Consider the following 22444-nt stretch of genomic DNA (forward strand, 5'->3'; position numbering starts at 1 on the left):
GCGGCAGGAACGAGGAGCAGGATGGAAGCCGAGATCACGGAGCTCGCGACGCGGGGCGCGACCGCACTGGTCAGCCTGATGGTGACCGAGGCCTGGGCGCAGGTGAGGCCGCGCTTCGCCGCGCTGTTCGGACGGAACCGCGAGGAGGAGGTGTCGCAGGAGCTGGACGAGATCCAGGGCGAGCTCGCCGAGGACCCGCAGAGCGGCGAGACCCAGGTCCCGCAGTGGGAGCGGCGGCTGCGGCTGGCGCTGCGGAACAACCCGGAGTCGGTTGCCCAGCTCCAGGCGATCCTGGAGGAGTTCAACCCCAAGCCGCCCCAGCACGAGCCCGGCGCGACGATCATCAACAACACGATCAACCACGGGACCCACAGTGGAAACGTGATCATGACCGGCTTCTACAACGACAACAAGCGCTGACCTTTCCCCAGCCTTAACAAGGCCCGATGGAACTCCTAACCCAGGCGTTCCATCGGGCCTTTGTGCTGCTCGGGAGCCTACAGTCCGTCAAGAAGCGTCATACGCCCGGCTATTGCCAGCTGGTCCAGACCAATCATACGCTCTGGCCGGGGAGCCGCGAGCCGGGCCGGCGGCCCCCGAACGGGCAGGCGTGTCCGCTCCCCCACACTCGCCCGGAACGACGGTCAAGGAGTCCCCACCCCATGTCCATCAAGCGAAGTGCCCTGTCCGTCGGCGTGGTCGGCGCCGCGGTCCTCGCGGTGGCCGCGTCCACCGCCGGTACCGCCAGTGCGCACGGCACGATGACCAACCCGGTCAGCCGGGTCGCCGCCTGCTACGCCGAGGGCCCCGAGCACCCGGTGTCCCAGGTCTGCAAGGACCTCGTCGCCGCGAGCGGCACCCAGCCGCTCTACGACTGGAACGAGGTCAACATCGCCAACGCCAACGGCAACCACCAGGCGCTGATCCCGGACGGCAAGCTCTGCTCGGCCAACCGCGACAAGTACCAGGCCCTGGACTGGCCGCGCACCGACTGGCCGGCCACCCCGGTCAAGGCCGGGGCGTTCAACTTCCAGTTCCGGACCACCGCGCCGCACCTCGGCACCCAGACCGTCTACCTCACCAAGCAGGGCTACGACCCGACCAAGCCGCTGAAGTGGTCGGACCTCGACCCGACCCCGGTCGCCCAGGTGCCGGTCACCCGCACCGCCACCGACGGGTACTACACCTACTCCGGCACCCTGCCGCAGCGCATCGGCCGCCAGCTGCTGTACACGATCTGGCAGCGCAGCGACAGCCCGGAGGCGTTCTACAGCTGCTCCGACGTCGACTTCGGCGGCTCCGCCGCGACCGGTGGCACCCAGGCGGCCCCCGCGCTCGCCGCGCAGGCCCCGGCCGCGCCCAGCGACGCCCAGATCGCGGCCGACGCACCCAGGTCCACCGTCGCCCACCACGGGCACGGCGGCGACCCCAACTCCCCCGCCGGCGCGGTGATCCCGACCGCCTCGGCGGCGGTCGGCACCTCGGCCACCGGCCCGCTGCTGCTGGCGGGCGCCGCCGCGATCGGCGTCGGCTGGGCGGGCATGGTGCTCCGGCGCCGTCGCATCGAGGCTGTTCGACGCGACTCCTGACGCCGGATACGGAGCCGGGCCGGCCCCAACCCCCGTCCGGCCCGGTTCCGTTGCCCGCCTGATCGGTGAACGACGGCGCCCCACCCGCTCGTTGAACGACGGCGGCCCACCCGGAGCGTTTCCGGGTGGGCCGCCGTGGCGTGAGGAGCGGGCCGGTCAGGTGCCGTTGCCGGGGGCACCCGACGCGCCGGGGCCGCCGGGGACACCGGGCATCCCGGGGAGGCCGCCGCCGGGCAGGGACGGCAGCTTGCCCTTGTAGTCGGAGATGCCCTTGAGGATGGTGTCCATCACCCCGAGGTCCGGCGCCTTGTCGGCGATGTCGAAGCCGAAGTGCACCGAGACCAGCGACTTTCCGTCGGCGGACGGGAAGACCACGCTCTCCACGTAACCGTTGTTGCCCTTGGACGCGTCGACCTTCCAGCGAACCAGGTAGCCGTCCTGGCCGTTGACCTTGACCGCCTCGGACTTCAGCTCCTGGTGGCCGGTGATGTCCCCGTAGGACTCCTTGGCCGCCTTCTCGATGTCGGCCTTGGCCGCCGCCTGGGCGTCGGTGCCGCCGTCGGTGATCCGGCCGGTGACCACCCCGCCGAGGGTGCAGCCATCGGTGCCGTCCGTGCAGGTGTACTGGCCGACGGTGAGCGAGGCGAAGCCCTCGACGGTGTGGCTGCCCTGCCAGCCGGCGGGGACGGGCAGGGTGAGCCGGTTGACCAGGTCGACCGCGTTCCCGGCGCCGGGCCGGTTCTTGCCGCTGCCGTTGCCGCCCTTGCCGCCGTTCCCACCGGGGGCCTTGCCGTCCCCGCTGCCGCCGCCGTTGCCGTCTCCGCCGCCGTCTCCGTTGCCGTCGCCGCGGCCGCCGCCGAGACCCGGGAAGCCGCCCCAGGGCCCGTCCTCGCCGTACGGCACGGCCGCGCGGGCGTTGCGGTGCGGGCGGTCCCCGTCGTGGCCGTCCATCGCCAGGTAGGTGATGCCGGAGCCGGCGGCCAGCCCGAGCAGCGCGGCGACGCCGGTCGCGACCACCAGCCTGGACGGCTTGCGCCGGGGCTTGCGCTCCGCCGGGACGGCCGCGCCGTAGGCGGTGCCGAAGGGCGGCGGCTCCGGGTAGCGGACCGTCGGCCCGCTGCCCAGCACCTCGCCCGTCAGCACGGTGGGCTCCTCGCCGGCCGGTGCCATGGGCTCCTCGGCCGCCGCCGGCTCCGGAATCCCGGCGGCCGGCTCCGCCGGCAGCGGGGCGTCCGAGGGTGCGGGCCGGGTGCTGGCCGTCCAGCCCTTGCCGTCCCACCAGCGCTGTGGTCTCGGGTCGCTGGCGGTGTCCTTCGGGTCCGGGTACCACCCGGCGGGAATCTGCTCACTCACAGCAGAGAATCTAAAGGCACGCGGATAAACGTGAAATCAGCGCAACCGGGAATTCCGGCGGTTTTCGATGAGATTCCGGTGAGAAGCGGCGCGGGGTGCCCGGCAGGCCTACTGCGGGGTGACGTAGGCCCCGGAGATGCCGCCGTCCACCAGGAACTCGCTCGCCGTGATGAACGACGAGTCGTCGCTCGCCAGGAAGGCCACCGCGGCCGCGATCTCCTCGGCCCGGGCGAACCGGCCGAGCGGAATGTGCACCAGTCGACGGGCCGCCCGCTCCGGGTCCGCGGCGAACAGCTCCCGGAGCAGCGGGGTGTCCACCGGCCCCGGCGACAGCGCGTTGACCCGGATGCCTTCCCGGGCGAACTGCACGCCCAGTTCGCGGGACATCGCCAGCACCCCGCCCTTGGAGGCGGTGTACGAGATCTGCGAGGTCGCCGCGCCCATCCGGGCCACGAAACTGGCCGTGTTGATGATCGACCCCCGCCCGTGCCGCCGCATGTACGGCAGCGCGGCCTTGCAACACAGGTACACCGAGGTCAGGTTGACCTCCTGCACCCTGCGCCAGGCGTCCAGCCCGGTGGTCAGGATCGAGTCGTCCTCCGGCGGCGAGATGCCCGCGTTGTTGAACGCGACGTCCACGCTCCCGTACGTCTCGTACGCCTCGTCGAACAGCGCCTCGACCATGTACGGGTCGGTGACGTCGGTGTGCACGAACAGGCCGCCGACCTCCTTCGCCGCCGCCCGCCCGGTCTCCTCGTCGAGGTCCGCGCAGACCACCTTGGCGCCCTCGGAGGCCAGCCGGCGGGCGGCCGCCAGACCGATCCCGCTGCCCGCGCCGGTGATCACGGCGGTGCGGCCGACCAGTCGGCGGCACACCGGGGCGTCGTGCTTCTCGGTCATCTGGCTCCTGCTCCTCGCTGGGGTCGGCCGGGGGTGGGGTCGGGGCGGGTGGCCGGTTCGGACACCGGCCTCACATCCGCTCGAAGGACCGGTAGCGCTCCCAGTCGGTGACCGCCCCGTCGTACGCGGACTGCTCCACCCGCGCCATGTTCAGGTAGTGGTCGACCACGTCGTCCCCGAAGGCCGTCCGGGCCAGCTCGCTCTGCCCCCACAACTCCGCGGCCTCGCGCAGCGATCCGGGCACCCGGGCGTACTCGTCCACCGCGTAGGCGTTGCCCAGGCAGGGCGCGGGCAGCTCCAGCTTCTGCTGGAGGCCGTGCAGCCCGGCCGCGATCATGCCGGCCACCGCCAGGTACGGGTTGACGTCGCCGCCCGGCACCCGGTTCTCCATCCGCAGCCCCTGGCCGTGGCCGACCACCCGGTAGGCGCAGGTCCGGTTGTCCCGGCCCCAGGCCACCGCCGTCGGGGCGAACGAGCCCGGGCGGTACCGCTTGTAGGAGTTGATGTTCGGCGCGTACAGCAGGCTGAACTCGCGCAGCGCCGTCAGCTGTCCGGCCAGGAAGTGCCGCATGGTGTCCGTCATCCGGCCGCCCCGGTCCGCGAAGGCGGGCGCGCCCACCGCGTCGCGCAGGGACAGGTGGATGTGGCAGCTGTTGCCCTCGCGTTCGTCGTACTTGGCCATGAAGGTCAGTGCGCAGCCCTGTTGCGCGGCGATCTCCTTCGCGCCCGTCTTGTAGACGCTGTGCTGGTCGCAGGTGGTCAGCGCGTCGGCGTAGCGGAAGGCGATCTCGTGCTGGCCGAGGTTGCACTCGCCCTTCGCCGACTCGACCACCAGGCCCGCGCCGGCCATCTCGTTGCGGATCCGGGACAGCAGCGGCTCCACCCGGGCCGTGCCCAGCATCGAGTAGTCCACGTTGTACAGGTTCGCCGGGGTCAGGCCGCGGTAGCCGCCCAGCCAGGCCTGCTCGTAGGTGTCCCGGAACACCAGGAACTCCAGTTCGGTGCCGATGTCGGCGGCCAGCCCGTACTCGGCCAGCCGGGCGATCTGGCAGCGCAGCAGCTGGCGGGGGGCGGCGTCCACCGGGTGGCCGCCGTGCCGGGCGAGGTCGGCGGTGACCTGCGCGGTGCCCGGCTGCCAGGGGATCCGCCGCAGCGTGCCCAGGTCCGGGCGCATCGCGAAGTCGCCGTAGCCGGTGGCCCAGGAGGAGAAGGCGTAGCCGTCCACGGTGTTCAGGTCGACGTCCACGGCCAGCAGGTAGTCGCACGCCTCGGCGCCGTGCTCGACCACCTCGTCCAGGAAGAAGCGGGCGGCGAACCGTTTGCCCTGGAGGCGCCCCTGCATGTCGGTGAAGGCGAGCGCGACGGTGTGGATCTCGCCCGCGTCGACCAGCGTGCGCAGCTCGTCCAGGCTCAGCGGCGCCCGGGGCGACGCGGCCGCGGCGGCGTTCTCGGACATGGCGGACACCCTCCTCCTCGATCACTCTTCGAGAGCAAGCGGTCACAGCGAACCGTACGGCCTGCGGCTCGCGGCACGGAAGAGGGCGGGCGGGTGTGGCGCGCCGACATGCGTGATTGACGGGGGATCAGGCGGGACGGGAGGAGAATGCCCGCCATGGATCGCAGGCCTTTCATCGGCGTCAGCACCTACGTGGTGGACGCGAGTTGGAGCGACTGGCGGGCCCGCCGGGTCGCCCTGGTCCCCGAGCGGTACACCGCGTACGTCCAGGACTCCGGCGGGGTCGCGGTGCTCCTGCCGCCCGACGCCCCGGACCGGGCGCCCGAGGTCCTGGCCCGGCTGGACGCCCTCGTCATCGCCGGCGGGCCCGACCTCGACCCCGCCTACTACGGGCAGCCCGCCCATCCGCGGACCGAGGTCGACAACCCCGACCGGGACCAGTGGGAGGTCGCGCTGCTGCGGGCCGCCCTGGCGGCGGGCATGCCACTGCTGGGGATCTGCCGGGGCATGCAGGTGCTCAACGTGGTGTGCGGCGGAACGCTGGTGCAGCACCTGCCGGACGTCGTGCCGGTCGACGTGCACGCCGGCTCGCCCGGGCGGTACGGCACCCACCTGGTCCGGCCGGTGCCGGGGACGCTGCTCGGCGGGCTGCTGCCGGAGAGCGAACTGGAGGTGCCGACCTTCCACCACCAGGCCGTCGACCGGGTCGGGAACGGCCTGCGGGTCGGCGCCCACGCCCCGGACGGGACGGTGGAGGCGATCGAGGGCCCGGGGTTCACTCTCGGCGTGCAGTGGCACCCCGAGCAGGGGGACGACCTGCGGGTCATGCGGGCCCTGGTCCGGGCGGCCACGGCGGCGCAGCTGGACGCGGTGGTGGTGGGGTAGGCGGCGGAGTCCGGGCCGGTCGGTTCGCCGCGCGCCGGTCCCCGCGCCCCTGGGGTGCGGGGACCGGCGTCGTCGGGGCGTACGAGGGGGCGGCCGGGTCAGTGCGGGGCCGGCTCCGGGGCCGGGGTGGGGAGGTGGGTGGCGGCGGCGAGGAGGGTCGGGAGCATCCGGGCGGCGTGGGTGGCGTAGCCGTACGGGGAGGGGTGGATGCCGTCGGGGCCGAGGAGTTGGGCGGCCCGGTCGCGGAACTCGGGGCCGGAGGTGGGGGCGAGGTGGGCGCCGACCCGGTCGGCGGTGCGGGTCTGGAGGCGGGCGAGTCGGCGGGAGCGGTGGTGGCCGATCCAGCGGGCGTGCGGGCGGAAGCCCGGTCCGTAGCCGGGGTTGGGGCAGGGCACCACGACGAGCTGCCAGCCGGCCTCCCGCAGAGTGCGGGCCAGGTGGGCGAAGCGGCGGCCGGCCCGGCCGAGCGGGGTGGGCAGCAGCACGTCGTTGCCGCCGACGATCACCACCGCGATGCCGGGCACCAGCCGCGCGGACCGGGGCAGTTGGCGGCCGACGGCGCCGGTGGTGGCGCCGACCCGGGCGCGTACCCGCAGGTCGACCGGCCGGCGGGTGCGGTCGGCGAGGCCCTGGGCGAGCCGGGCGCCGAGGGTCTGTTCGGGGCGGAGGGCGCCGAGGCTCCGGGCCAGCGAGTCGCCGAGCAGCAGCAGGGTGAGCGGCCGCTCGTCGGGGGCGGGTTCGGCCGGCCGGTACCGGCCGTCGGCGACCGGGACGGTCCAGTCGCGGGGCGGCCGGTGGGCCAGCAGGTGGAAGTAGAGCCGGGCGAACCGGAGGGCGAGGCGGCGCATGGCGGGGGCTCCCGGGTCAGGCGGCGGTGAGAACGAGGGCGGCGTTGTGCCCGCCGAAGCCGCTGGAGACGGACAGGGCGGCGGGGACGGCGAGCGGGCGCGGCGCCTTGACGACCACGTCGAGGGCAATCGCCTCGTCGAGCCGGTCGAGGTTGGCGGTGGGCGGGATCAGCCGGTGCTGGAGGGTGAGGACGGTGAGCGCCGCCTCGATCGCCCCGGCCGCGCCCATGGTGTGGCCGATGACGCTCTTGTTGGCGGTCACCGGCGGCGGCTGGTGGAAGACCTGCCGCAGGGCGGCCGCCTCGGCCGGGTCGTTCAGCGCGGTGCCGGTGCCGTGCGCGTTGACGTGACCGATCTCGTCCGGGGCGAGCCCGGCGTCGGCGAGGGCGGCGCGGACGGCCCGGGCGAGGCCGTCGCCGCCGGGGTGCGGGGCGGTGAAGTGGTACGCGTCCCCGGCGGCGCCGTGCCCGGCGAGGTACGCGCGGGGGCGGGCGCCGCGGGCCCGGGCGTGCTCGGCCCGCTCCAGCACCAGGACGCCCGCGCCCTCGCCGAGGACGAAGCCGTCGCGATCGGCGTCGAACGGGCGGGAGGCGCCGGCCGGGTCGTGGCGGCGGCGGGAGAGCGCGCCGAGCCGGTCGAAGGCGACGGCGGTCATCGGGGTGCGGGCGCTGTCGGTGCCGCCGGCCAGGACGAGGTCGCAGGTGCCGGCGCGGAGCAGGTCGCAGGCGACGGCGAGGGCGGTGGTGCCGGAGGCGCAGGCGGTGCTGACCACGAGGCCGGGGCCGCGGGCGCCGAGGTCGAGGCCGACCTCCCCGGCCGCCATGTTGGGGATGCTGCGCGGCAGCATCAGCGGCGAGACGAGGTCGGCCCGGCCGGCGGCCAGCCGGGCGTACTCGGTGGCGTAGGTGTGGACGCTGTTGGCGCTGACACCGAGGACGACGCCGACCCGGGGGCCGTCCCAGCCGGCGGGGTCGAGCCCGGCGTCGGCCACGGCCTGGCGGGCGGCGACCACGGCCATCTGGCTGAAGCGGTCGAGGCGGCGGGCGAGCCGCCCGCCGAGCAGGGCGGGCGGGTCGAAGTCGGCGAGGCGGCAGGAGAAGTCGACGGCCAGGCCGGCGAGTTCGGGGTCGGGGCGGGCGGTGGGCGCGGCGTCGAGGAACCGGTCCCAGACGGCGGCGGCCCCGGTGCCGGCCGGGGTGACCAGGCCGAGCCCGGTGACGGCGACCGTGCGCGCCGCCCTCAACTGACGGCGCCCGCGGTGAGGGTGGCGTCGGTGGCCGCGAGGGTGGCGTCGCTGCCCGCGTCGGTCGCGAGGGTGGCGTCGGCGTGGGCGGCGAGCCAGCCGAGGGTGCGGTCCGGGGTGATGTCGGCGACGGTGACGCCGATCCGCTCCTCGACGACGAGGGAGAGTTCGACCAGGGCGAGGCTGTCGAGGGCGAGCGAGGCGAGGGTGGCCTCCGGGGTGACCAGCGCGGGCGCGACCTCGAACTCGTCGACCAGGCAGGCGCGGATCGTGTCGTAGCTCTGGGACATGGCGAAGGACCTTTCAGTGCAGGGGTGTCGAGCGCTCCGGGCGGGGAACCGGAGCGGGGGTGGGGGCGGGCAGCGGGTGGCGCCGGGGCAGTCGGCGCCAGGCCAGCGCGGCCGCGAGCACCGCGACGGCGCCGCCCACGGTCGCGGCGGCGGTGAGGCCGTCGGTGAAGTGCTCGACGAAGGCGGCCGGGCCGTCGCCCGGCGCGGCGTCGCTCAGCGAGGTGGCCAGCACGGAGCCGAGCACCGCCACGCCGAGGGTCGAACCGACCTGCCGGGTGGCGTCGTTGAGCGCCGAGCCGACACCGGCGGCGCTCGCCGGGATGGCGCTCATCACCACCTCGGTGGCGACCGGCGCGAGCAGCCCGGCGCCGACCCCGGAGAGGCTCTCGAAGAGCAGCACCGGCGCGTCCCCCGATCCGGCGGCCAGTCGGCCGAGCTGGACGAACCCGGCGGCGATCAGCAGCAGCCCGCCGGTGGCGGGCACCCGGGCGCCCGACCACCGGGCCAGCAGCGGACCGGAGACCGCGCCGACGGCCAGGCCGACGGAGAGCGGGACCATCCGCAGCCCGGCCTGCCAGGCGCTCAGGCCGCGCACCTGCTGGAGGTAGAGGGTGAGCAGGAACATCGCGCCGAACATCGCGAAGGACATCAGCGCGAGCGAGACGGTGGCCGGCCAGACCGGCCCGCCGCGCAGCAGCCGGACCGGCACCATCGGTGCGGCGCAGCGGAGTTGGCGTCGGATGAAGCCGGCCAGCAGCAGTGCCGAGAGCGCGAACGCGGCCAGCACGGCGGCGCTGGTCCAGCCCCGGCCGGGCGCCTCGATCACCCCCCAGACCAGCGCCAGCAGCCCGGCGCAGGACAGCAGCGAGCCGGGGGTGTCCAGCGGCCGGGCCTCGGGGTCGCGGGATTCGGGTAGGACGGCCAGGGCCGCCACGACGATCAGCGCGATCACCGGGACGTTCAGCCAGAACGCCGACTGCCAGCCGTACCGTTCGACCAGCAGGCCGCCCGCGACCGGGCCGAACACCGCGCCGACCCCGGCGACCGCCGCCCAGATCCCGATCGCCCGCTTCCGGGCGGCCGGCTCGGTCAGCACGTGCACGACGGTGGAGAGGGTGGCGGGCATGAACAGCGCCGCGCCCAGCCCCATCCCGCAGCGGGCGGCGACGAGCTGGCCCGCACCGCTGCCGGTGGCCCCGGCCGCCGAGGCCAGGGCGCAGAGCGCGAGCCCGGCCAGGAAGGCCCGCCGCCGCCCGTACCGGTCGCCGAGCGCACCGCCGGCCAGCACGCAGCCGCCGAGCGCGAGGGCGTAGCCGTCGACGATCCACTGGGTCTCGGCCAGGGTCGGGCCGAGCTCGGCGCGCAGGCGGGGGATCGCCACGTTGAGGACGGTGAAGTCCAGCCCGAGCAGGAAGAGCGCGGCGCAGACCACGGTGACCGCGGCCCAGGCCCGTCGTGGGGAGTCCATCCCGGCCTCAGACGGGCAGCCGCAGCGGCTCGTCGCGCCGCCGGAAGCCGATCCGGTACAGCGTGGCGGCGCCGCGCAGGAAGGTCACCTCACTGGCCCGCAGGTAGCGCCGGTACCGCCGGTAGCCCTCGGGGCCGACCAGCCGTTCGGCGGCCTCGCGGGCCCGCAGCAGCCGGGCCGACCAGCAGGCCAGGGTGCGAGCGTAGTCCTCGGCCGAGGCGGTCAGCGCGACGACCGAGAAGTACGGGTCGCAGGCGGCGGCGATCTCGCTCAGCCGGGGCAGCCTGGCGCTCGGGAAGATGTCGCTGCCGACGAACTCGCCGACCGGGCCGGAGCCGTCGGCCACGCCGTCGTAGGCGATGGTCTGCAACGACGTCCGGCCGCCGGGGCGCAGCCAGCGGTGGCAGGCCTCGAAGTAACGGGCGTAGCCGCCGAGGCGCTCGGCGCGGGTCATCCCGGCGGTGGCGAAGTGCTCGAAGGCGCCCATCGCGACGACGGCGTCGTACGGCCGGTCGGGGCGGTGGTCCTCCCAGCTCTCCAGCCGGGGTTCGACGCCGGGCAGGGCGCGGGCGGTGAGGAAGGCGTGCTGGGCGGGCGAGATGGTGAGGCCGACGGCCTCGGCGACCCGACCGTCCCGGCCGCCCTGGCCGTCCCGGCCGGCGTGCGCCAGCATCGCGCCCCAGCCGCAGCCGACGTCCAGCAGCCGCAGCCGGTCGCCGGGACGGGCGCCGACCAGGTCCAGGTGGTGGTCGAGCTTGGCCCGCTGGGCGCGGGGCAGCGCGGTGGCGTCCGGCTCCTCACGCGGGATGCCGTCCCACTTGGCGGCGGTGTAGGCGAGGGTCTCGTCGAGCCACAGCGCGTAGAAGTCGTTGCCGAGGTCGTAGTGGTGTTCGATGTCGGCGGCGCTGGTGCCGACGGTGGTGATCGTCATGCGGGTCCTGTTCTGAACGGTGAGCAGCGGTTCAGGCGGTTGCAAGCAGCTCAGGCGGTTGCGGCGCGGCGGGCCCGGACGGCGAGGGCCTGGGCGCGGCGCTCGACGAAGCGGGTCGCCCGGGCGTCGACCTGCGCCAGGTGGGCGGCGAGCCGGTCGCGGGCCCGCTCCCCGGCGGGGCCGAGCCCGGTGAGCTCGAAGACCTTCAGCGAGCGCAGCAGCGGGACGAGCACCTCGTCGTGATGCACCCTCAGGTCGTACACGCCGGCCACCGCGATCTCGGCGGCCATCCGGTCGAAGCCGGGCATGCCCTGGCCGGGCATGGCGAACCCGCGGACCGTCCGGTCCAGCCGGTCGAGCACCTGGTCGGGGTCCAGCTCCACGGCGGTGCGCAGGAGTTCGCGGTAGAAGACCATGTGCAGGTTCTCGTCCTGGGCGACCCGGGCGAGCAGCCGGTCGCAGACCGGGTCGCCGCTGAGCCGGCCGGTGTTGCGGTGGCTGACCCGGGTGGCGAGCTCCTGGACGGCGGCGTAGGCGACGATGCCGAGCACGCCGTCCGGTTCGGGGACGGCGCCGGCGCCCAGGTGGGCCATCCGGGCGCGCTCCAGCGCGACCGGGTCGACGGCGCGGGCGGCGTGCAGGTAGCCGCGGATGGCGGCGGCGTGCCGGTCCTCCTCGGCGGTCCACTGGTGCAGCCAGGCGCCCCAGGCGCCGTCCCGGGAGGTCTGTGCGCCGATGGTCCAGTGGTAGCCGGGCAGGTTGTCCTCGGTCAGCAGGTTGACGACCAGGGCGGAGCGCAACGCAGGGCTGAGCGGGGACTGCTCGGGGCGCCAGGGCTCGCCGTCGAGCGGACCGTCGAAGTCGCGGCCGAGGCTCCACGGGACGTACTGGTGCGGGAACCACTCGCGCGCCGCAGCGAGGTGACGGTTCGTCAATTCTGCGGCGGTCGGCTCCAGTTCGACGAGCCAGTGGACGGTTCCCGGGCTGGTGATCTCCACGGGCCATGATCGTTGCCGAACCGCGCACGGCGACGCAAACTCACCTAACCCGTTCGAGTGAGCCGGGATCCAGGCCCTGACCAGGGCCTATACCAAGGGCAACCCGGCCGCCACGGCGACCACCCCGGCCGCGCCCGCCCCGAGCAGCGCCGCCACCACGCCCCGCCGCGCGGCGAGCAGCCACAGCAGCGCGCCCGCCAGCACCGCCCACTGCCAGCCGGCGCCGAGCGAGGAGGCCAGTGGGAGCGCCGACCCGGCGATCGCACCGACCACCGCGGGGCCGGCGCCGGTCAGGAAGTCCTGCACCCGCCGGTCGGCCCGCAGCCGGTCGAAGTGCGCCCCGCCGACCAGCACGAACAGGAAGGACGGCGCGAAGGCGACGGCCGCCGCGAGCAGCCCGCCGACCGTCCCGGCGGCCGCGTAGCCGACGGCGGCCACGGTGTGCACCACCGGCCCGGGGGTGACCTGCCCGAGGGCGACGGCGTTGAGGAACTGCCCGTCCGTCATCCAGTGGTAGCGGTGGACGGCGTCGTCCCGCATCAACGGGATGATCACGAAGCCGCCGCCGTAGGAGAGCGCGCCCACCTTGAACGCCACCCAGGCCACCGCACCCAGCCCGCCGAGCGCGGGCAGCGCCGCGGCCAGCGGGCGCAGCGGCACGGGCACCGGAAGCACGGCGAGCCGCCCCGGCGTACGGACCGCGACCTCGGCCAGCCCGGCGGCGAGCAGCACCAGCACCAGCCACGGCCCGGTCAGCACGGCCGCCGCCGCGCCCGCCAGCGCGTACCCGGCCCAGCGGGCGCGGGCCGCCCGCCCCGGACCCATCCGGGTGAAACCGCCCGGCGCGAGCGCGACCGCCGCCTGCACCGCGACCGCCGGAACGGCCGCCCCGGCGCCGGCGGCCGCGCCGAGCACCCAGCGCGGCGGCTCGGCGGCCAGGAACAGCGCGGCCAGCGCCAGGATCAGCACCAGCCCGGGCGCGATGAAGGCCACCCCGCCGACCAGCGCACCGGCCGGTCCGCGCAGCCGCCAGGCGGTGAGGATCGCCAACTGGGTGGAGGCCGGCCCGGGCAGCAGGTTGCACGCCGCGATGCCGTCCTCGAACTCGGCCGCCGTCAGCCAGCCGCGCCCGTCGACGCAGAGCCGGCGCAGCAGCAGGATGTGCGCGGGCGGCCCGCCGAAGCCGGTCACCCCGATCCGGCCCCATTCGGCGGCGATCGCGACCAACCCCGGCCGTTCGTTCGACTCCATCGCTTCTCCCCTGGTCAGCGGCGGCGTGACCCTATCGGAGCAAGGTGTCCGAACGGCAACGACAACGGTCACCAGTACAGCCTTTGGATCTTTGTCCGATCTGAGGTTCACTTCGGTTGCGGGGCGTTCGCGGCCCCGCCCCTCCCCACCCGTGCGTTCCAGAGAGGACTTCGATGGCCGGGCACGAGCACTCCCACGCTGATCATGCGCATGACCACAAGCACTCCCACGACCACGGCTCGACGGGACACGGGAGCGGCGGACGCGGGACCGGCGGACACGCGCACGGACACGGGCACGGACACGGCGGGCACGGCGGCCACTCGCACGGTGTCGCCGCCGACGCCGACCGCCGCTGGCTGCTCAGCGCCCTCGCGCTGATCGTCGTCTTCATGGCCGGCGAGGTCGTGGTCGGCTTCGCCGCCCAGTCGCTGGCCCTGATCTCCGACGCGGCCCACATGCTCACTGACGCCGCGTCGATCGTCCTCGCGCTGGTCGCGATGCGGCTCGCCGCCCGCCCGGCCCGCGGCGGCTACACCTACGGCCTCAAGCGCGCCGAGATCCTCTCCGCCCAGGCCAACGGCGTCACCCTGCTGGTGCTCTCCGCCTGGCTGGGCTACGAGGCGGTCACCCGGCTGCTGGAGCCGCCGGCGGTCACCGGCTCGCTGGTGCTGGTCACCGCGCTGGTCGGGATCGTCGTCAACCTGGCCGCCACCTGGTGCATGTCGAAGGCCAACCGCAGCTCGCTGAACGTCGAGGGCGCCTTCCAGCACGTGCTCACCGATCTGTACGCGTTCATCGCCACCGCCGTCGCCGGCCTGGTCGTGCTCACCACCGGCTTCGCCCGCGCCGACGCGATCGCCTCGCTGATCGTGGTCGCCCTGATGCTCAAGGCCGGCATCGGACTGGTCCGCGACTCCGCCCGGATCTTCCTGGAGGCCGCCCCGGCCGGGATCGACCCGGACGCGGTGGCCGACCGCCTGGTCACCCAGCCACTGGTCGAGGAGATCCACGACCTGCACATCTGGGAGATCACCTCCGGCCAGCCCGCCCTCTCCGCGCACATCCTGGTCACTCCCGGCGGCGACTGCCACGCCGTACGGCGCGAGCTCCAGCGCCGGCTCGCCGGCGAGTACGGGATCACCCACAGCACGCTCCAGGTCGACCACGTCGGCGAGGACGAGGCCGGCGCGCTGTTGCAGATCGCCGCCCCCGGCGACCTGACCGCCGAACACTGCGCCGACGCCCACGGCCCGGTCCACCGCGCCGGCCCGCACGAGCACTGAGGCCCACGGCCGGCCCGCACGAGCGACGAAGGCCCTCGGTTGTCGCCCCGGTACGGCATGATCTGACCCGTGACCGCACCGCAGACCGCACCGCGACTGATGCTGCTCGACTCCGCCAGCCTGTACTTCCGGGCCTACTTCGGCGTGCCGGACACCCTGCGTTCCCCGCAGGGTGAGCCGGTCAACGCCGTCCGCGGCCTGCTGGACTTCATCGCCCGGCTGGTCCACGACCACCACCCCGACCAGCTGGTCGCCTGCATGGACGCCGACTGGCGCCCGCAGTGGCGGGTCGACCTCGTCCCCTCGTACAAGACCCACCGGGTCGCCGAGGCGGCCGAGGACGGCGAGGAGGAGGTGCCCGACACCCTGGCCCCGCAGGTCCCGGTGATCGAGCAGGTGCTGGACGCGCTCGGCATCGCCCGGGTCGGCTCCCCCGGCTACGAGGCGGACGACGTCATCGGCACCCTCACCGCCCGCGCCCGGGGCCCGGTGCAGATCGTCACCGGCGACCGCGACCTCTTCCAACTCGTCGACGACGCCCGCCGGATCACCGTGCTCTACCCCGTCAAGGGCATGGGCAACCTCCAGGTCACCGACGACGCCCTGCTCCTGGAGAAGTACGGCGTGCGCGGCGCCCAGTACGCCGACATGGCCGCCCTGCGCGGCGACCCGAGCGACGGCCTGCCCGGCGTCAAGGGCATCGGCGAGAAGACCGCCGCCCAGCTGATCAACGAGTACGGCGACCTCGCCGCCATCCGTGCCGCCGCCCTCGACCTCTCCTCCCGCCTCACCCCCGCCCGCCGCCGCAACCTCGTCGAGGGCTCCGGCTACCTCGACGTCGCCCCCACGGTCGTCCGGGTCGCCGCCGACGCCCCCCTCCCCGCCTTCGACCCGGCCCTCCCCCGCGAGCCCCTCGACCCGATGACCCTTGAGGAACTCTCCACCCGCTGGGGTCTCGGCACCTCCCTCGACCGCCTGCTGGAGGCCCTCGCCCAGGCCGGCAAGCCGGCCTGAGGGGTTACCGCGCCGCCGCCGGCCCCGGGCCGAACGCGTCGGCGAGGCTGGTCAGGACGGAGCCGGACCAGGTGCTCTCCCCGAACACGCCGACCGGCACGGCGAGCACGCCGTACTCGCGCCGGAGCGTCTCCGCCGGGATGTCCACCGGGAAGAAGTAGTTGCCGGGCGAGATCCGGCTCGCCGCGGGAATCGCCCCGAGCACCTCGCCCGGCAGCCGGTCGAACAACCGCTCGGCCCGGGCGGCCAGTTCGTCGGCGACCTGCCGGGGCACGTCACCGTGCTCGGTCAGCAGGCGGTCGGCGAGCCGCAGCTGATCCGGCGCCGGCGGATCCGCCCGGAACGCCTCGGCCAGTTCGGTGTGCTCCGCACCCAGCAGGACCACGCCGAACGTGCGCGGCCAGAGCCAGCCCTTGGTGACCGAATGCAGCAGGACCGCACGGCCGGTGTCCAGCAACCGCCGGGTGCCGGCGGCGAACGGGGCGCCCAGGTCGTAGACGCTGTCGATCAGCAGGTGGCGGCGCGGTGACTCCCGCAACCACGAGATCAGCGCGGCGCACTCGGCATCGGAGAGGTACCGGCCGAGCGGCTTGCTGGGGTTGGTGAGCAGCAGGTACTCCGGCCGGTCGTCCGCCGGCGAGCCCGGCAGGGCCGGCGCCGGCAGCGTCGGGTAGGACGCGGGCGCCAGGCCCGCGGCGCGGGCAAGCTCGAAGTAGACCGGGTACACGTCGCCGGGCAACCACAACCGCGCTCGCACGGCGCGCAGCCACGGGAACACCACACCGAGCCCGTGCCGGACCCCGCGGCAGACCATGGCGCGGCGGGACCACTCCTCCGGCAGCTCGAACCGCCGCAGCCAGGTACGGGCGAGGTCGCACCGGTACACCGTGCTCGTACCCACCGGCGGTTCCGGCCGCAGCGGAGCGAGCGCCCGGTACACGTTGGTCTCGGCGGCGTCCAGCAGCGCTGCGGAAGCACCGAGTTGCCGCTGCCGGAACTCCTGGAACTCGTCGAACCTCATACCGCCGCCCCCTCCGGCACGACCTCGCTCGCCCGGTCCTCCAGGGAGGCGTAGCAGCGTCCGTCGGCCAGGACGTTCCAGCTGCGGGCGATCCCGCTGGTGCGTTCCCAGAGCAGGCTGGGCTCGGTGTAGGCGGCGATCCGCATCGGCCGGCCGTCCCAGCTGCCCCGGTAGACCGGCGCACCCCAGGGCAGGCGGCTGGCCAGTGCGAAGCCGTGCTGCTCGGCGAACCCGGTGACCACGGACAGCGAGACCTGGTGCTCCCGGCTCCAGACGTTGGCCGCGCGGTCGAAGTAGAGCGACTCGGTGCTGGTGGAGACGTAGAGCTCCTTGAAGCAGACTTCCTCGACACCGAGCGCCGCGGCCCACGAGAGGTAGTCGGCGACGCCGGTCGCGTCGGCCACGCCGCCGCGCTGGAGGACGCAGATCAGCCTCATCCGCAGCCCCGGCCAGCGGTCACGTTCCTCGCGCCAGGAGTCGACCACCGAGCCCACCGGCGTGCGCAGCATCATCAGTCGCTCGCTGACGGCGTCGTCCTGGTGGTGCCGGGAGACCGCCAGCACGCTGAGGCCTGCCGCACCCAGGGCGGCCAGTCGGTCGGCCCGGTCGGCGTGCTCCCCCTTCGCCAGGGTGTGCGCGTTGGTGATCAGGACGACCTTCGGGAAGGCCGCCGAGCAGGCGGACACCAGCCGCAGCTGCTGGTCGAACGGTATGAGCGTGGGCTCCCCACCGCCGGTGATCACCGCACGCTCGGCACCCGCCGCACGGGCGCGCTCCAGCCAGTGGGCGACCGCGTCCCACGGGACCCGGGCCGGCGTCTGGTCGCTGGAGATCGAAGCCGCGGAGAAGCAGAACGAACACCGGGCCTGGCAGGCGGAGGCGACCGGAAGGAGCGAGACCGAGCGCGGTCGCAGCTCGGCGTAGTCACGCAGGGCCGATCCGTGCAGGTGCAGGGAGGCCGCCATCGCGTCCTCGACGGTCGTCGGGCGCAGCGTGAACTCCTCGCCCGCGTGGTCGAGTTCGTGGACGGCCGACAACCGGATGCGCGCCTCGTGCAGTTCCTCGCCGAGGCCGGTCGACACGTTGGGCACCAGTTCGTCGGGGTCCACCGTGGTTTCCAGCACCAGCAGCCGGTCGCCCGGGATGGCCAGACGGTCCAGCAGGCGCCGCGCCTTGCGGATGCCGATGTCCAACTCGGCCCGGGTCAGCAGGTGGAACCGGTCGGGAAAGGTGCTCTCCGGTATCCCCGCCTTGCCATAGGCGAAGGCGTACTTGTCGAAGCCCTTCGCGAAGTTCGACAGCACGATGACGTGGAAGCGCTGGACGCTTTGGTTCATCCGGTCATCATGCATGACGGCGGAAAAGGCTTCTCAACCACCCGGAGAGCGCCGCCCCGAGACCTCGGCGGCGGACGTCATCCTGGCCGGGGCCGCTCTGGCCTGAGCCGCCTTGGCCGGGGCCGCTCTGGCCCTCCGGCAGGGGAGGCAGCATGCCCTGGGCGCGGGCGGCAGCCAGCCACGCGTTGAACTCGGAGAGCATCAGGTCGTACAGCTTGCGGTCGGAGATCCGCCGGGGGTCCCGCCCGAGGTGGAAGAAGCCGGAGTTGTCGATGGGCCGCTTCGCCGGGACCGCCAACCGGTCGAGGCTCCGCAGGAAGTCGAACTGCCGGCTGTCCGGGTCGCCGAAGCCGATGAACTGCCAGAAGATCGGCAGCTTCGCCGCCTCGCAGAGGCTCCGCTCCGCCGCGCCCTTGTTGATGGGCCCGCCGTCCGTCTGGAAGAGGACCAACGCCGGGGCGGTCGAGCCGCCTTCGCGGTAGTGGCGGATGACCGCCTCCATCGCCAGGTGGTAGCTGGTCTTGCCCATGTGGCCGAGACCGGCGACGATCCGGTCGATCTGGCCCTCGTGGTCCCGCAGGGCGATCTCGGTCTGGGCGTCGACCTCGGTGGAGAAGAAGACGACCGGCACGCTCCCGTCGTCGTCCAGATTGGCCGACAGCCCCAACACCCGGTCGGCGAGCGCCTGGACGCTGCCGTCCTTGTAGAAGGGCCGCATCGAGCCGGAGTAGTCGACCACCAGGTAGACGGCGACGGGCTGACCGTTCAGCCCGCGCCGCTCCACCGCGTCCGCGGCGGTCTTGTACAGGTTCACCAGTGCGGGCGCGCTCTGCTCGACCTTGCTCAGACTCACGGCCATCTGCCGTCCCCCTCCCTCGTACCGGCAGCCGGACTGCCGGGGGCTCGCGATCGTCAACGCGCCCGCGGCCACTGTGCGGCGCGATCCTGCCCGGTGGCAAGGCTTTCCACCGACCGGGCCGGCCGGACGGGCAGGACCGCCGGACAGGCCCGAGCGGGGCCCGCACGTTCGCCACGAACGTGCGGGCCCGTTCGGGTGTCGCGGTCAGCCGACCGAGGAGTAGGCGATGATGCCGCGACGGAGGCCGTCGACGGCCTTGCGGGCGGTCCTGCGGAGTTCGGCGTCCTCCCCGGCGGCGTCCTGGATCTGGCCGAGGACGTCGATCAGCTGCTTGGTCCAGCGGACGAAGTCGCCGGCCGGCATGTCGGCGTCGCGCAGGACCTGGTCGAGGTTGTGGCCGAGCGCCCAGCGGTAGGCGACCCAGGCGAAGCCCAGGTCGGGTTCGCGCTGGCCGACGCCCTCGGCGGTGTTGATCCGGTGCTGTTCCTCCAGGGCGTCGAGGTGGCCCCAGATGCGGACCATCTTGCCGAGCGCCTCCTTGGCCGCGCCCTCCGGCACCCGGGGGGCGCCGGCGTCGTCGGACTGCCGGGCCTCGTAGACCAACGCCGAGGCGCAGGCGGCGAGTTCGGCGGCGGCGAGGCCGCTCCAGACACCTTCGCGGATGCACTCGGAGGCGAGCAGGTCGAGTTCGCCGTAGAGCCGGCCGAGCCGCTTGCCGTCCTCGGTGACGGTGTCGCCGCTGAGGTAGCCGAGGTCGGTGAGCAGCCCGCAGACCCGGTCGAAGGTGCGGGCGATGGTGTGGGTGCGGGAGCGCATCCGGCGTTCCAGCAGCTCGGTGTCGCGGTGCAGCCGGTGGTAGCGCTCGGCCCAGCGGGCGTGGTCCTCGCGCTCGTCGCAGCCGTGGCAGGGGTGCTGGCGCAGGACGGTGCGCAGCCGGGTGATCTCCGGGTCGTCCGCGGCGGCGGCGCGGCCGCGCCGGAACCGCTCGGGCTCCAGGTGGCCGGCCTTGGTGCGCAGCGCGGAGGCGAGGTCCCGGCGGGACTGCGGGCTGCGCGGGTTGAAGGACTTGGGGATGCGCAGCCGTTCGATGGCGGCCACCGGGTGCGGGAAGTCGATCATGGCGAGCCGCTTGACCTGCCGCTCGGCGGTGAGCACCACCGGGCGCGGCCCGTCCTGGTAGTCGGGGTGGCGCGAGCCGCCCCGGCCGGAGCGGTTGACCGGCGGCAGGCCCGGGTCGAGGACCAGGGCGAGGCCGGCGAACTTGCCGGTGGGGACGTGGATGACGTCACCCGGCTTGAGCTGCTCGATGGACTCGACGGCGGCGGCGCGGCGCTGGCTGGAGCCCTCGCGGGCGAGCTCGTTCTCCCGCTCCTTGAGCTGTCGGCGCAGCGCCATGTACTCGTCGAAGTCGCCGAGGTGGCAGGTCATCGACGCGCGGTAGCCGTCCAGCCCCTCCTCGTTGCGCTGGACCTGGCGGGCGATGCCGACCACCGAGCGGTCCGCCTGGAACTGGGCGAAGGAGGTCTCCAGCAGTTCGCGCGAGCGGTGCCGGCCGAACTGGGAGACCAGGTTGACGGCCATGTTGTAGGACGGCCGGAACGAGGACTTGAGCGGGTAGGTGCGGGTGCCGGCCAGGCCGGCCAGGGCCTCCGGGTCGAGACCGCGCTGCCAGAGCACCACGGCGTGGCCCTCGACGTCGATGCCGCGCCGCCCGGCCCGGCCGGTGAGCTGGGTGTACTCGCCGGGGGTGATGTCGGCGTGGGTCTCGCCGTTCCACTTGACCAGCTTCTCCATGACCACCGAGCGGGCGGGCATGTTGATGCCGAGGGCGAGGGTCTCGGTCGCGAAGACGGCCTTGACCAGGCCCTTCACGAAGAGCTCCTCGACCACCTCCTTGAACCGGGGCAGCATGCCCGCGTGGTGGGCGGCGATGCCGCGCTCCAGCCCGTCCAGCCACTCGAAGTAGCCGAGAACGTGCAGGTCCTCGTCGGGGATGTCGGCGCAGCGCTCCTCGACGACGGCCCGGACCTGGGCGCGCTCGGCGTCCTTGTTGAGCCGCAGGCCGGAGCTGAGGCACTGCTGGACGGCGGCCTCGCAGCCGGCCCGGCTGAAGATGAAGGTGATCGCGGGCAGCAGGCCCTCGGCGTCGAGCCGGTCGATGACGTCCACCCGGCCCGGGGTCCAGACCCGGCCGGGGCGGCCGTTGGGCATCGAGCGGCCCCGGCCGCGGCCGAACCGGTCGCGCGGGTTGCGGTCGAGCTCGGAGCGGGCGAGCCGGACCAGCTCGGGGTTGACGGCCTTGCCGGGGTTCTTCAGGTTGTCCTTGGGGCGGCCGTCCCGGTCGGGGTTGGCGAACAGGTCGTACATCCGGTTGCCGGCCATCACGTGCTGCCAGAGCGGCACGGGCCGGGTCTCGGAGACGATCACCTTGGTGCCGCCGCGCACGGTGTCCAGCCAGTCGCCGAACTCCTCGGCGTTGGAGACGGTCGCGGAGAGCGAGGCGAGGACGACCGACTCGGGGAGGTGGATGATGACCTCCTCCCAGACGGCGCCGCGGAAGCGGTCGGCCAGGTAGTGCACCTCGTCCATGACGACGTAGCCGAGGCCGTCGAGGGCGCTGGAACCCGCGTACAGCATGTTGCGCAGCACCTCGGTGGTCATGACCACCACGGGGGCGTCGCCGTTGACGCTGTTGTCGCCGGTGAGCAGGCCGACCTTGGCGGCGCCGTAGCGCTTGACCAGGTCGCCGTACTTCTGGTTGGAGAGGGCCTTGATCGGCGTGGTGTAGAAGCACTTGCGGCCGCCTTGCAGGGCCAGGTGCACCGCGAACTCGCCGACGATGGTCTTCCCCGAGCCGGTGGGCGCGGCGACCAGGACGCCCGAGCCGGCCTCCAGGGCCTGGCAGGCCTCCAGCTGGAAGTCGTCCAGCGGGAAGTCGTACAGCTGCTGGAAGCCGTACAGGGCGGTGGCCTGCTCCGCGGCCCGGCGGCGGCTGGCCGCGTACGCCTCGGCGGGGCTGAGCTCCCGGTCGTCGTGGGGCTCGGGCTCAGGGGTGTTCATCGCCGTCCGGGTGTGGTTGGTGTGATCTCGCATCTCAGCGAGAGGTTACCCGGGAGCCCTGACATCGATAGCACCGTTTTTTCCGCACTACGAGGCGCTACGAGATCAGATCTCTCTCAGATCCATAGTTGCAAATGTCTTCAACTGATCACGATCGCACCAGCTTCGAACACCTCCGGTCATCTCCGGTGGATCGCCGCCCAGCTTCCCTACCGTCGTGGTCACAAGGCGTTCACACACCCACCAATTCACAGGAGGACACCGACGATGGCGAACCTGGAGACGTCCCTCAAGGACGCCATGGCGATCGACGGGGCGATCGGCGTGGCCCTGGTCGACTACAACAGCGGCATGGCGCTCGGCACCCTGGGCGACGGCGGCGATCTCGACCTCAACGTCGCCGCGGCCGGCAACACCGACGTGGTGCGGGCCAAGATGCGGACGATGGAGCTGCTCAACCTGCACGACAACAACATCGAGGACATGCTGATCAGCCTCACCAGCCAGTACCACCTGGTCCGGCCGATCACCACGCAGGGCGGCCGCGGGCTCTTCCTCTTCCTGGCGCTCCACCGCGGCCGTGCCAACCTCGCGATGGCCCGGCACCAGCTCAAGCGGATCGAACTCGCGCTGGAGATCTGAGCGGACCGACACC

At 73.8% G+C, this 22444-nt stretch carries 19 protein-coding genes and 1 pseudogene; 6 read left to right on the forward strand and 14 right to left on the reverse strand.

Annotated elements, in window-relative coordinates; translation table 11 throughout:
• The first annotated feature begins 21 nt into the window (after positions 1–21).
• Both ABTY15_RS10330 and ABTY15_RS10335 read left to right on the forward strand, forming a co-directional pair.
• Positions 22–420 (forward strand): hypothetical protein, encoded by a 399-nt coding sequence (locus ABTY15_RS10330; RefSeq protein ID WP_350579265.1) that lies wholly within the window; start codon positions 22–24, stop codon positions 418–420.
• Positions 421–662: 242 nt separating this feature from the next.
• Positions 663–1589: a lytic polysaccharide monooxygenase auxiliary activity family 9 protein gene (locus ABTY15_RS10335; RefSeq protein ID WP_350579268.1), complete on the forward strand. Its 927-nt coding sequence runs from the start codon at positions 663–665 to the stop codon at positions 1587–1589.
• Positions 1590–1745: 156 nt separating this feature from the next.
• Here ABTY15_RS10335 and ABTY15_RS10340 read toward each other — a convergent pair whose 3' ends face one another.
• From ABTY15_RS10340 to ABTY15_RS10350, 3 genes are all read right to left on the reverse strand, one after another.
• Positions 1746–2942, reverse strand: a complete 1197-nt coding sequence (locus ABTY15_RS10340) for a DUF2510 domain-containing protein (RefSeq protein ID WP_350579271.1) — start codon at positions 2940–2942, stop codon at positions 1746–1748.
• Between the two features lie 108 nt (positions 2943–3050).
• A complete protein-coding gene (locus tag ABTY15_RS10345) occupies positions 3051–3842 on the reverse strand; it encodes a 3-oxoacyl-ACP reductase (protein WP_350579273.1) in 792 nt (263 codons plus the stop codon).
• Between the two features lie 70 nt (positions 3843–3912).
• Positions 3913–5298 carry a glutamine synthetase family protein gene (locus ABTY15_RS10350; RefSeq protein WP_350579276.1) on the reverse strand — a complete coding sequence of 462 codons (1386 nt, stop codon included), beginning with the start codon at positions 5296–5298 and terminating at the stop codon, positions 3913–3915.
• Between the two features lie 156 nt (positions 5299–5454).
• Here ABTY15_RS10350 and ABTY15_RS10355 point away from each other — a divergent pair, with 156 nt between their 5' ends.
• Positions 5455–6183: a gamma-glutamyl-gamma-aminobutyrate hydrolase family protein gene (locus ABTY15_RS10355; protein ID WP_350579279.1), complete on the forward strand. Its 729-nt coding sequence runs from the start codon at positions 5455–5457 to the stop codon at positions 6181–6183.
• A gap of 98 nt (positions 6184–6281) precedes the next feature.
• On the opposite strand, the gene ABTY15_RS10360 is transcribed toward ABTY15_RS10355, so the two are convergent.
• From ABTY15_RS10360 to chrA, 7 genes are all read right to left on the reverse strand, one after another.
• Positions 6282–7031, reverse strand: coding sequence for an SGNH/GDSL hydrolase family protein (locus tag ABTY15_RS10360; RefSeq protein WP_350579282.1), 750 nt, complete (start codon positions 7029–7031; stop codon positions 6282–6284).
• Between the two features lie 16 nt (positions 7032–7047).
• Complete coding sequence (locus tag ABTY15_RS10365; RefSeq protein ID WP_350579285.1) at positions 7048–8274, reverse strand: beta-ketoacyl-[acyl-carrier-protein] synthase family protein; 1227 nt, start codon at positions 8272–8274, stop codon at positions 7048–7050.
• On the reverse strand, positions 8271–8564 hold the full coding sequence (locus ABTY15_RS10370; RefSeq protein ID WP_350579288.1) for a phosphopantetheine-binding protein: 294 nt from the start codon (positions 8562–8564) through the stop codon (positions 8271–8273). The genes ABTY15_RS10365 and ABTY15_RS10370 overlap by 4 nt, the downstream gene beginning before the upstream one ends.
• 13 nt (positions 8565–8577) lie before the next feature.
• Positions 8578–10032, reverse strand: a complete 1455-nt coding sequence (locus ABTY15_RS10375; RefSeq protein ID WP_350579294.1) for an MFS transporter — start codon at positions 10030–10032, stop codon at positions 8578–8580.
• Between the two features lie 7 nt (positions 10033–10039).
• Positions 10040–10963, reverse strand: coding sequence for a class I SAM-dependent methyltransferase (locus ABTY15_RS10380; protein WP_350579298.1), 924 nt, complete (start codon positions 10961–10963; stop codon positions 10040–10042).
• Between the two features lie 50 nt (positions 10964–11013).
• On the reverse strand, positions 11014–11961 hold the full coding sequence (locus ABTY15_RS10385) for an acyl-ACP desaturase (protein ID WP_350579301.1): 948 nt from the start codon (positions 11959–11961) through the stop codon (positions 11014–11016).
• Positions 11962–12048: 87 nt separating this feature from the next.
• Positions 12049–13212 carry a chromate efflux transporter gene (chrA, locus tag ABTY15_RS10390; protein WP_350579305.1) on the reverse strand — a complete coding sequence of 388 codons (1164 nt, stop codon included), beginning with the start codon at positions 13210–13212 and terminating at the stop codon, positions 12049–12051.
• Positions 13213–13385: 173 nt separating this feature from the next.
• Between chrA and ABTY15_RS10395 the strand changes: the two genes are divergently transcribed.
• Positions 13386–14498 carry a cation diffusion facilitator family transporter gene (locus ABTY15_RS10395; RefSeq protein WP_350579308.1) on the forward strand — a complete coding sequence of 371 codons (1113 nt, stop codon included), beginning with the start codon at positions 13386–13388 and terminating at the stop codon, positions 14496–14498.
• A gap of 99 nt (positions 14499–14597) precedes the next feature.
• Positions 14598–15512, forward strand: a complete 915-nt coding sequence (locus ABTY15_RS10400) for a 5'-3' exonuclease (RefSeq protein ID WP_350579719.1) — start codon at positions 14598–14600, stop codon at positions 15510–15512.
• A 4-nt stretch (positions 15513–15516) separates the two neighbouring features.
• Here the strand turns inward: ABTY15_RS10400 and ABTY15_RS10405 are convergent, their stop codons facing one another.
• From ABTY15_RS10405 to ABTY15_RS10420, 4 genes and pseudogenes are all read right to left on the reverse strand, one after another.
• A complete protein-coding gene (locus ABTY15_RS10405) occupies positions 15517–16533 on the reverse strand; it encodes an aminotransferase class I/II-fold pyridoxal phosphate-dependent enzyme (RefSeq protein WP_350579313.1) in 1017 nt (338 codons plus the stop codon).
• On the reverse strand, positions 16530–17870 hold the full coding sequence (locus ABTY15_RS10410; RefSeq protein ID WP_350579316.1) for a radical SAM protein: 1341 nt from the start codon (positions 17868–17870) through the stop codon (positions 16530–16532). The genes ABTY15_RS10405 and ABTY15_RS10410 overlap by 4 nt, the downstream gene beginning before the upstream one ends.
• 142 nt (positions 17871–18012) lie before the next feature.
• A pseudogene (locus ABTY15_RS10415) lies at positions 18013–18729 on the reverse strand (VWA domain-containing protein); the annotation flags it as partial.
• Between the two features lie 204 nt (positions 18730–18933).
• Positions 18934–21789, reverse strand: a complete 2856-nt coding sequence (locus tag ABTY15_RS10420; RefSeq protein ID WP_350579721.1) for a DEAD/DEAH box helicase — start codon at positions 21787–21789, stop codon at positions 18934–18936.
• 267 nt (positions 21790–22056) lie between these two features.
• Here ABTY15_RS10420 and ABTY15_RS10425 point away from each other — a divergent pair, with 267 nt between their 5' ends.
• Positions 22057–22431 (forward strand): hypothetical protein, encoded by a 375-nt coding sequence (locus tag ABTY15_RS10425; RefSeq protein ID WP_350579322.1) that lies wholly within the window; start codon positions 22057–22059, stop codon positions 22429–22431.
• The last annotated feature ends 13 nt before the right edge of the window (positions 22432–22444 follow it).

This window comes from Kitasatospora sp. NPDC097643 (assembly GCF_040302625.1).
In the GTDB taxonomy this organism is placed as follows: Bacteria; Actinomycetota; Actinomycetes; order Streptomycetales; family Streptomycetaceae; genus Kitasatospora.

Coding starts and splice junctions, on each gene's coding strand:
- ABTY15_RS10330 (WP_350579265.1), top strand. CDS start 22: ATGGAAGCCGAGATCACGGAGCTCGCGACGCGGGGCGCGACCGCACTG.
- ABTY15_RS10335 (WP_350579268.1), top strand. CDS start 663: ATGTCCATCAAGCGAAGTGCCCTGTCCGTCGGCGTGGTCGGCGCCGCG.
- ABTY15_RS10345 (WP_350579273.1), bottom strand. CDS start 3,842: ATGACCGAGAAGCACGACGCCCCGGTGTGCCGCCGACTGGTCGGCCGC.
- ABTY15_RS10350 (WP_350579276.1), bottom strand. CDS start 5,298: ATGTCCGAGAACGCCGCCGCGGCCGCGTCGCCCCGGGCGCCGCTGAGC.
- ABTY15_RS10355 (WP_350579279.1), top strand. CDS start 5,455: ATGGATCGCAGGCCTTTCATCGGCGTCAGCACCTACGTGGTGGACGCG.
- ABTY15_RS10360 (WP_350579282.1), bottom strand. CDS start 7,031: ATGCGCCGCCTCGCCCTCCGGTTCGCCCGGCTCTACTTCCACCTGCTG.
- ABTY15_RS10370 (WP_350579288.1), bottom strand. CDS start 8,564: ATGTCCCAGAGCTACGACACGATCCGCGCCTGCCTGGTCGACGAGTTC.
- ABTY15_RS10375 (WP_350579294.1), bottom strand. CDS start 10,032: ATGGACTCCCCACGACGGGCCTGGGCCGCGGTCACCGTGGTCTGCGCC.
- ABTY15_RS10380 (WP_350579298.1), bottom strand. CDS start 10,963: ATGACGATCACCACCGTCGGCACCAGCGCCGCCGACATCGAACACCAC.
- chrA (WP_350579305.1), bottom strand. CDS start 13,212: ATGGAGTCGAACGAACGGCCGGGGTTGGTCGCGATCGCCGCCGAATGG.
- ABTY15_RS10395 (WP_350579308.1), top strand. CDS start 13,386: ATGGCCGGGCACGAGCACTCCCACGCTGATCATGCGCATGACCACAAG.
- ABTY15_RS10400 (WP_350579719.1), top strand. CDS start 14,598: ATGCTGCTCGACTCCGCCAGCCTGTACTTCCGGGCCTACTTCGGCGTG.
- ABTY15_RS10405 (WP_350579313.1), bottom strand. CDS start 16,533: ATGAGGTTCGACGAGTTCCAGGAGTTCCGGCAGCGGCAACTCGGTGCT.
- ABTY15_RS10410 (WP_350579316.1), bottom strand. CDS start 17,870: ATGAACCAAAGCGTCCAGCGCTTCCACGTCATCGTGCTGTCGAACTTC.
- ABTY15_RS10420 (WP_350579721.1), bottom strand. CDS start 21,789: ATGAACACCCCTGAGCCCGAGCCCCACGACGACCGGGAGCTCAGCCCC.
- ABTY15_RS10425 (WP_350579322.1), top strand. CDS start 22,057: ATGGCGAACCTGGAGACGTCCCTCAAGGACGCCATGGCGATCGACGGG.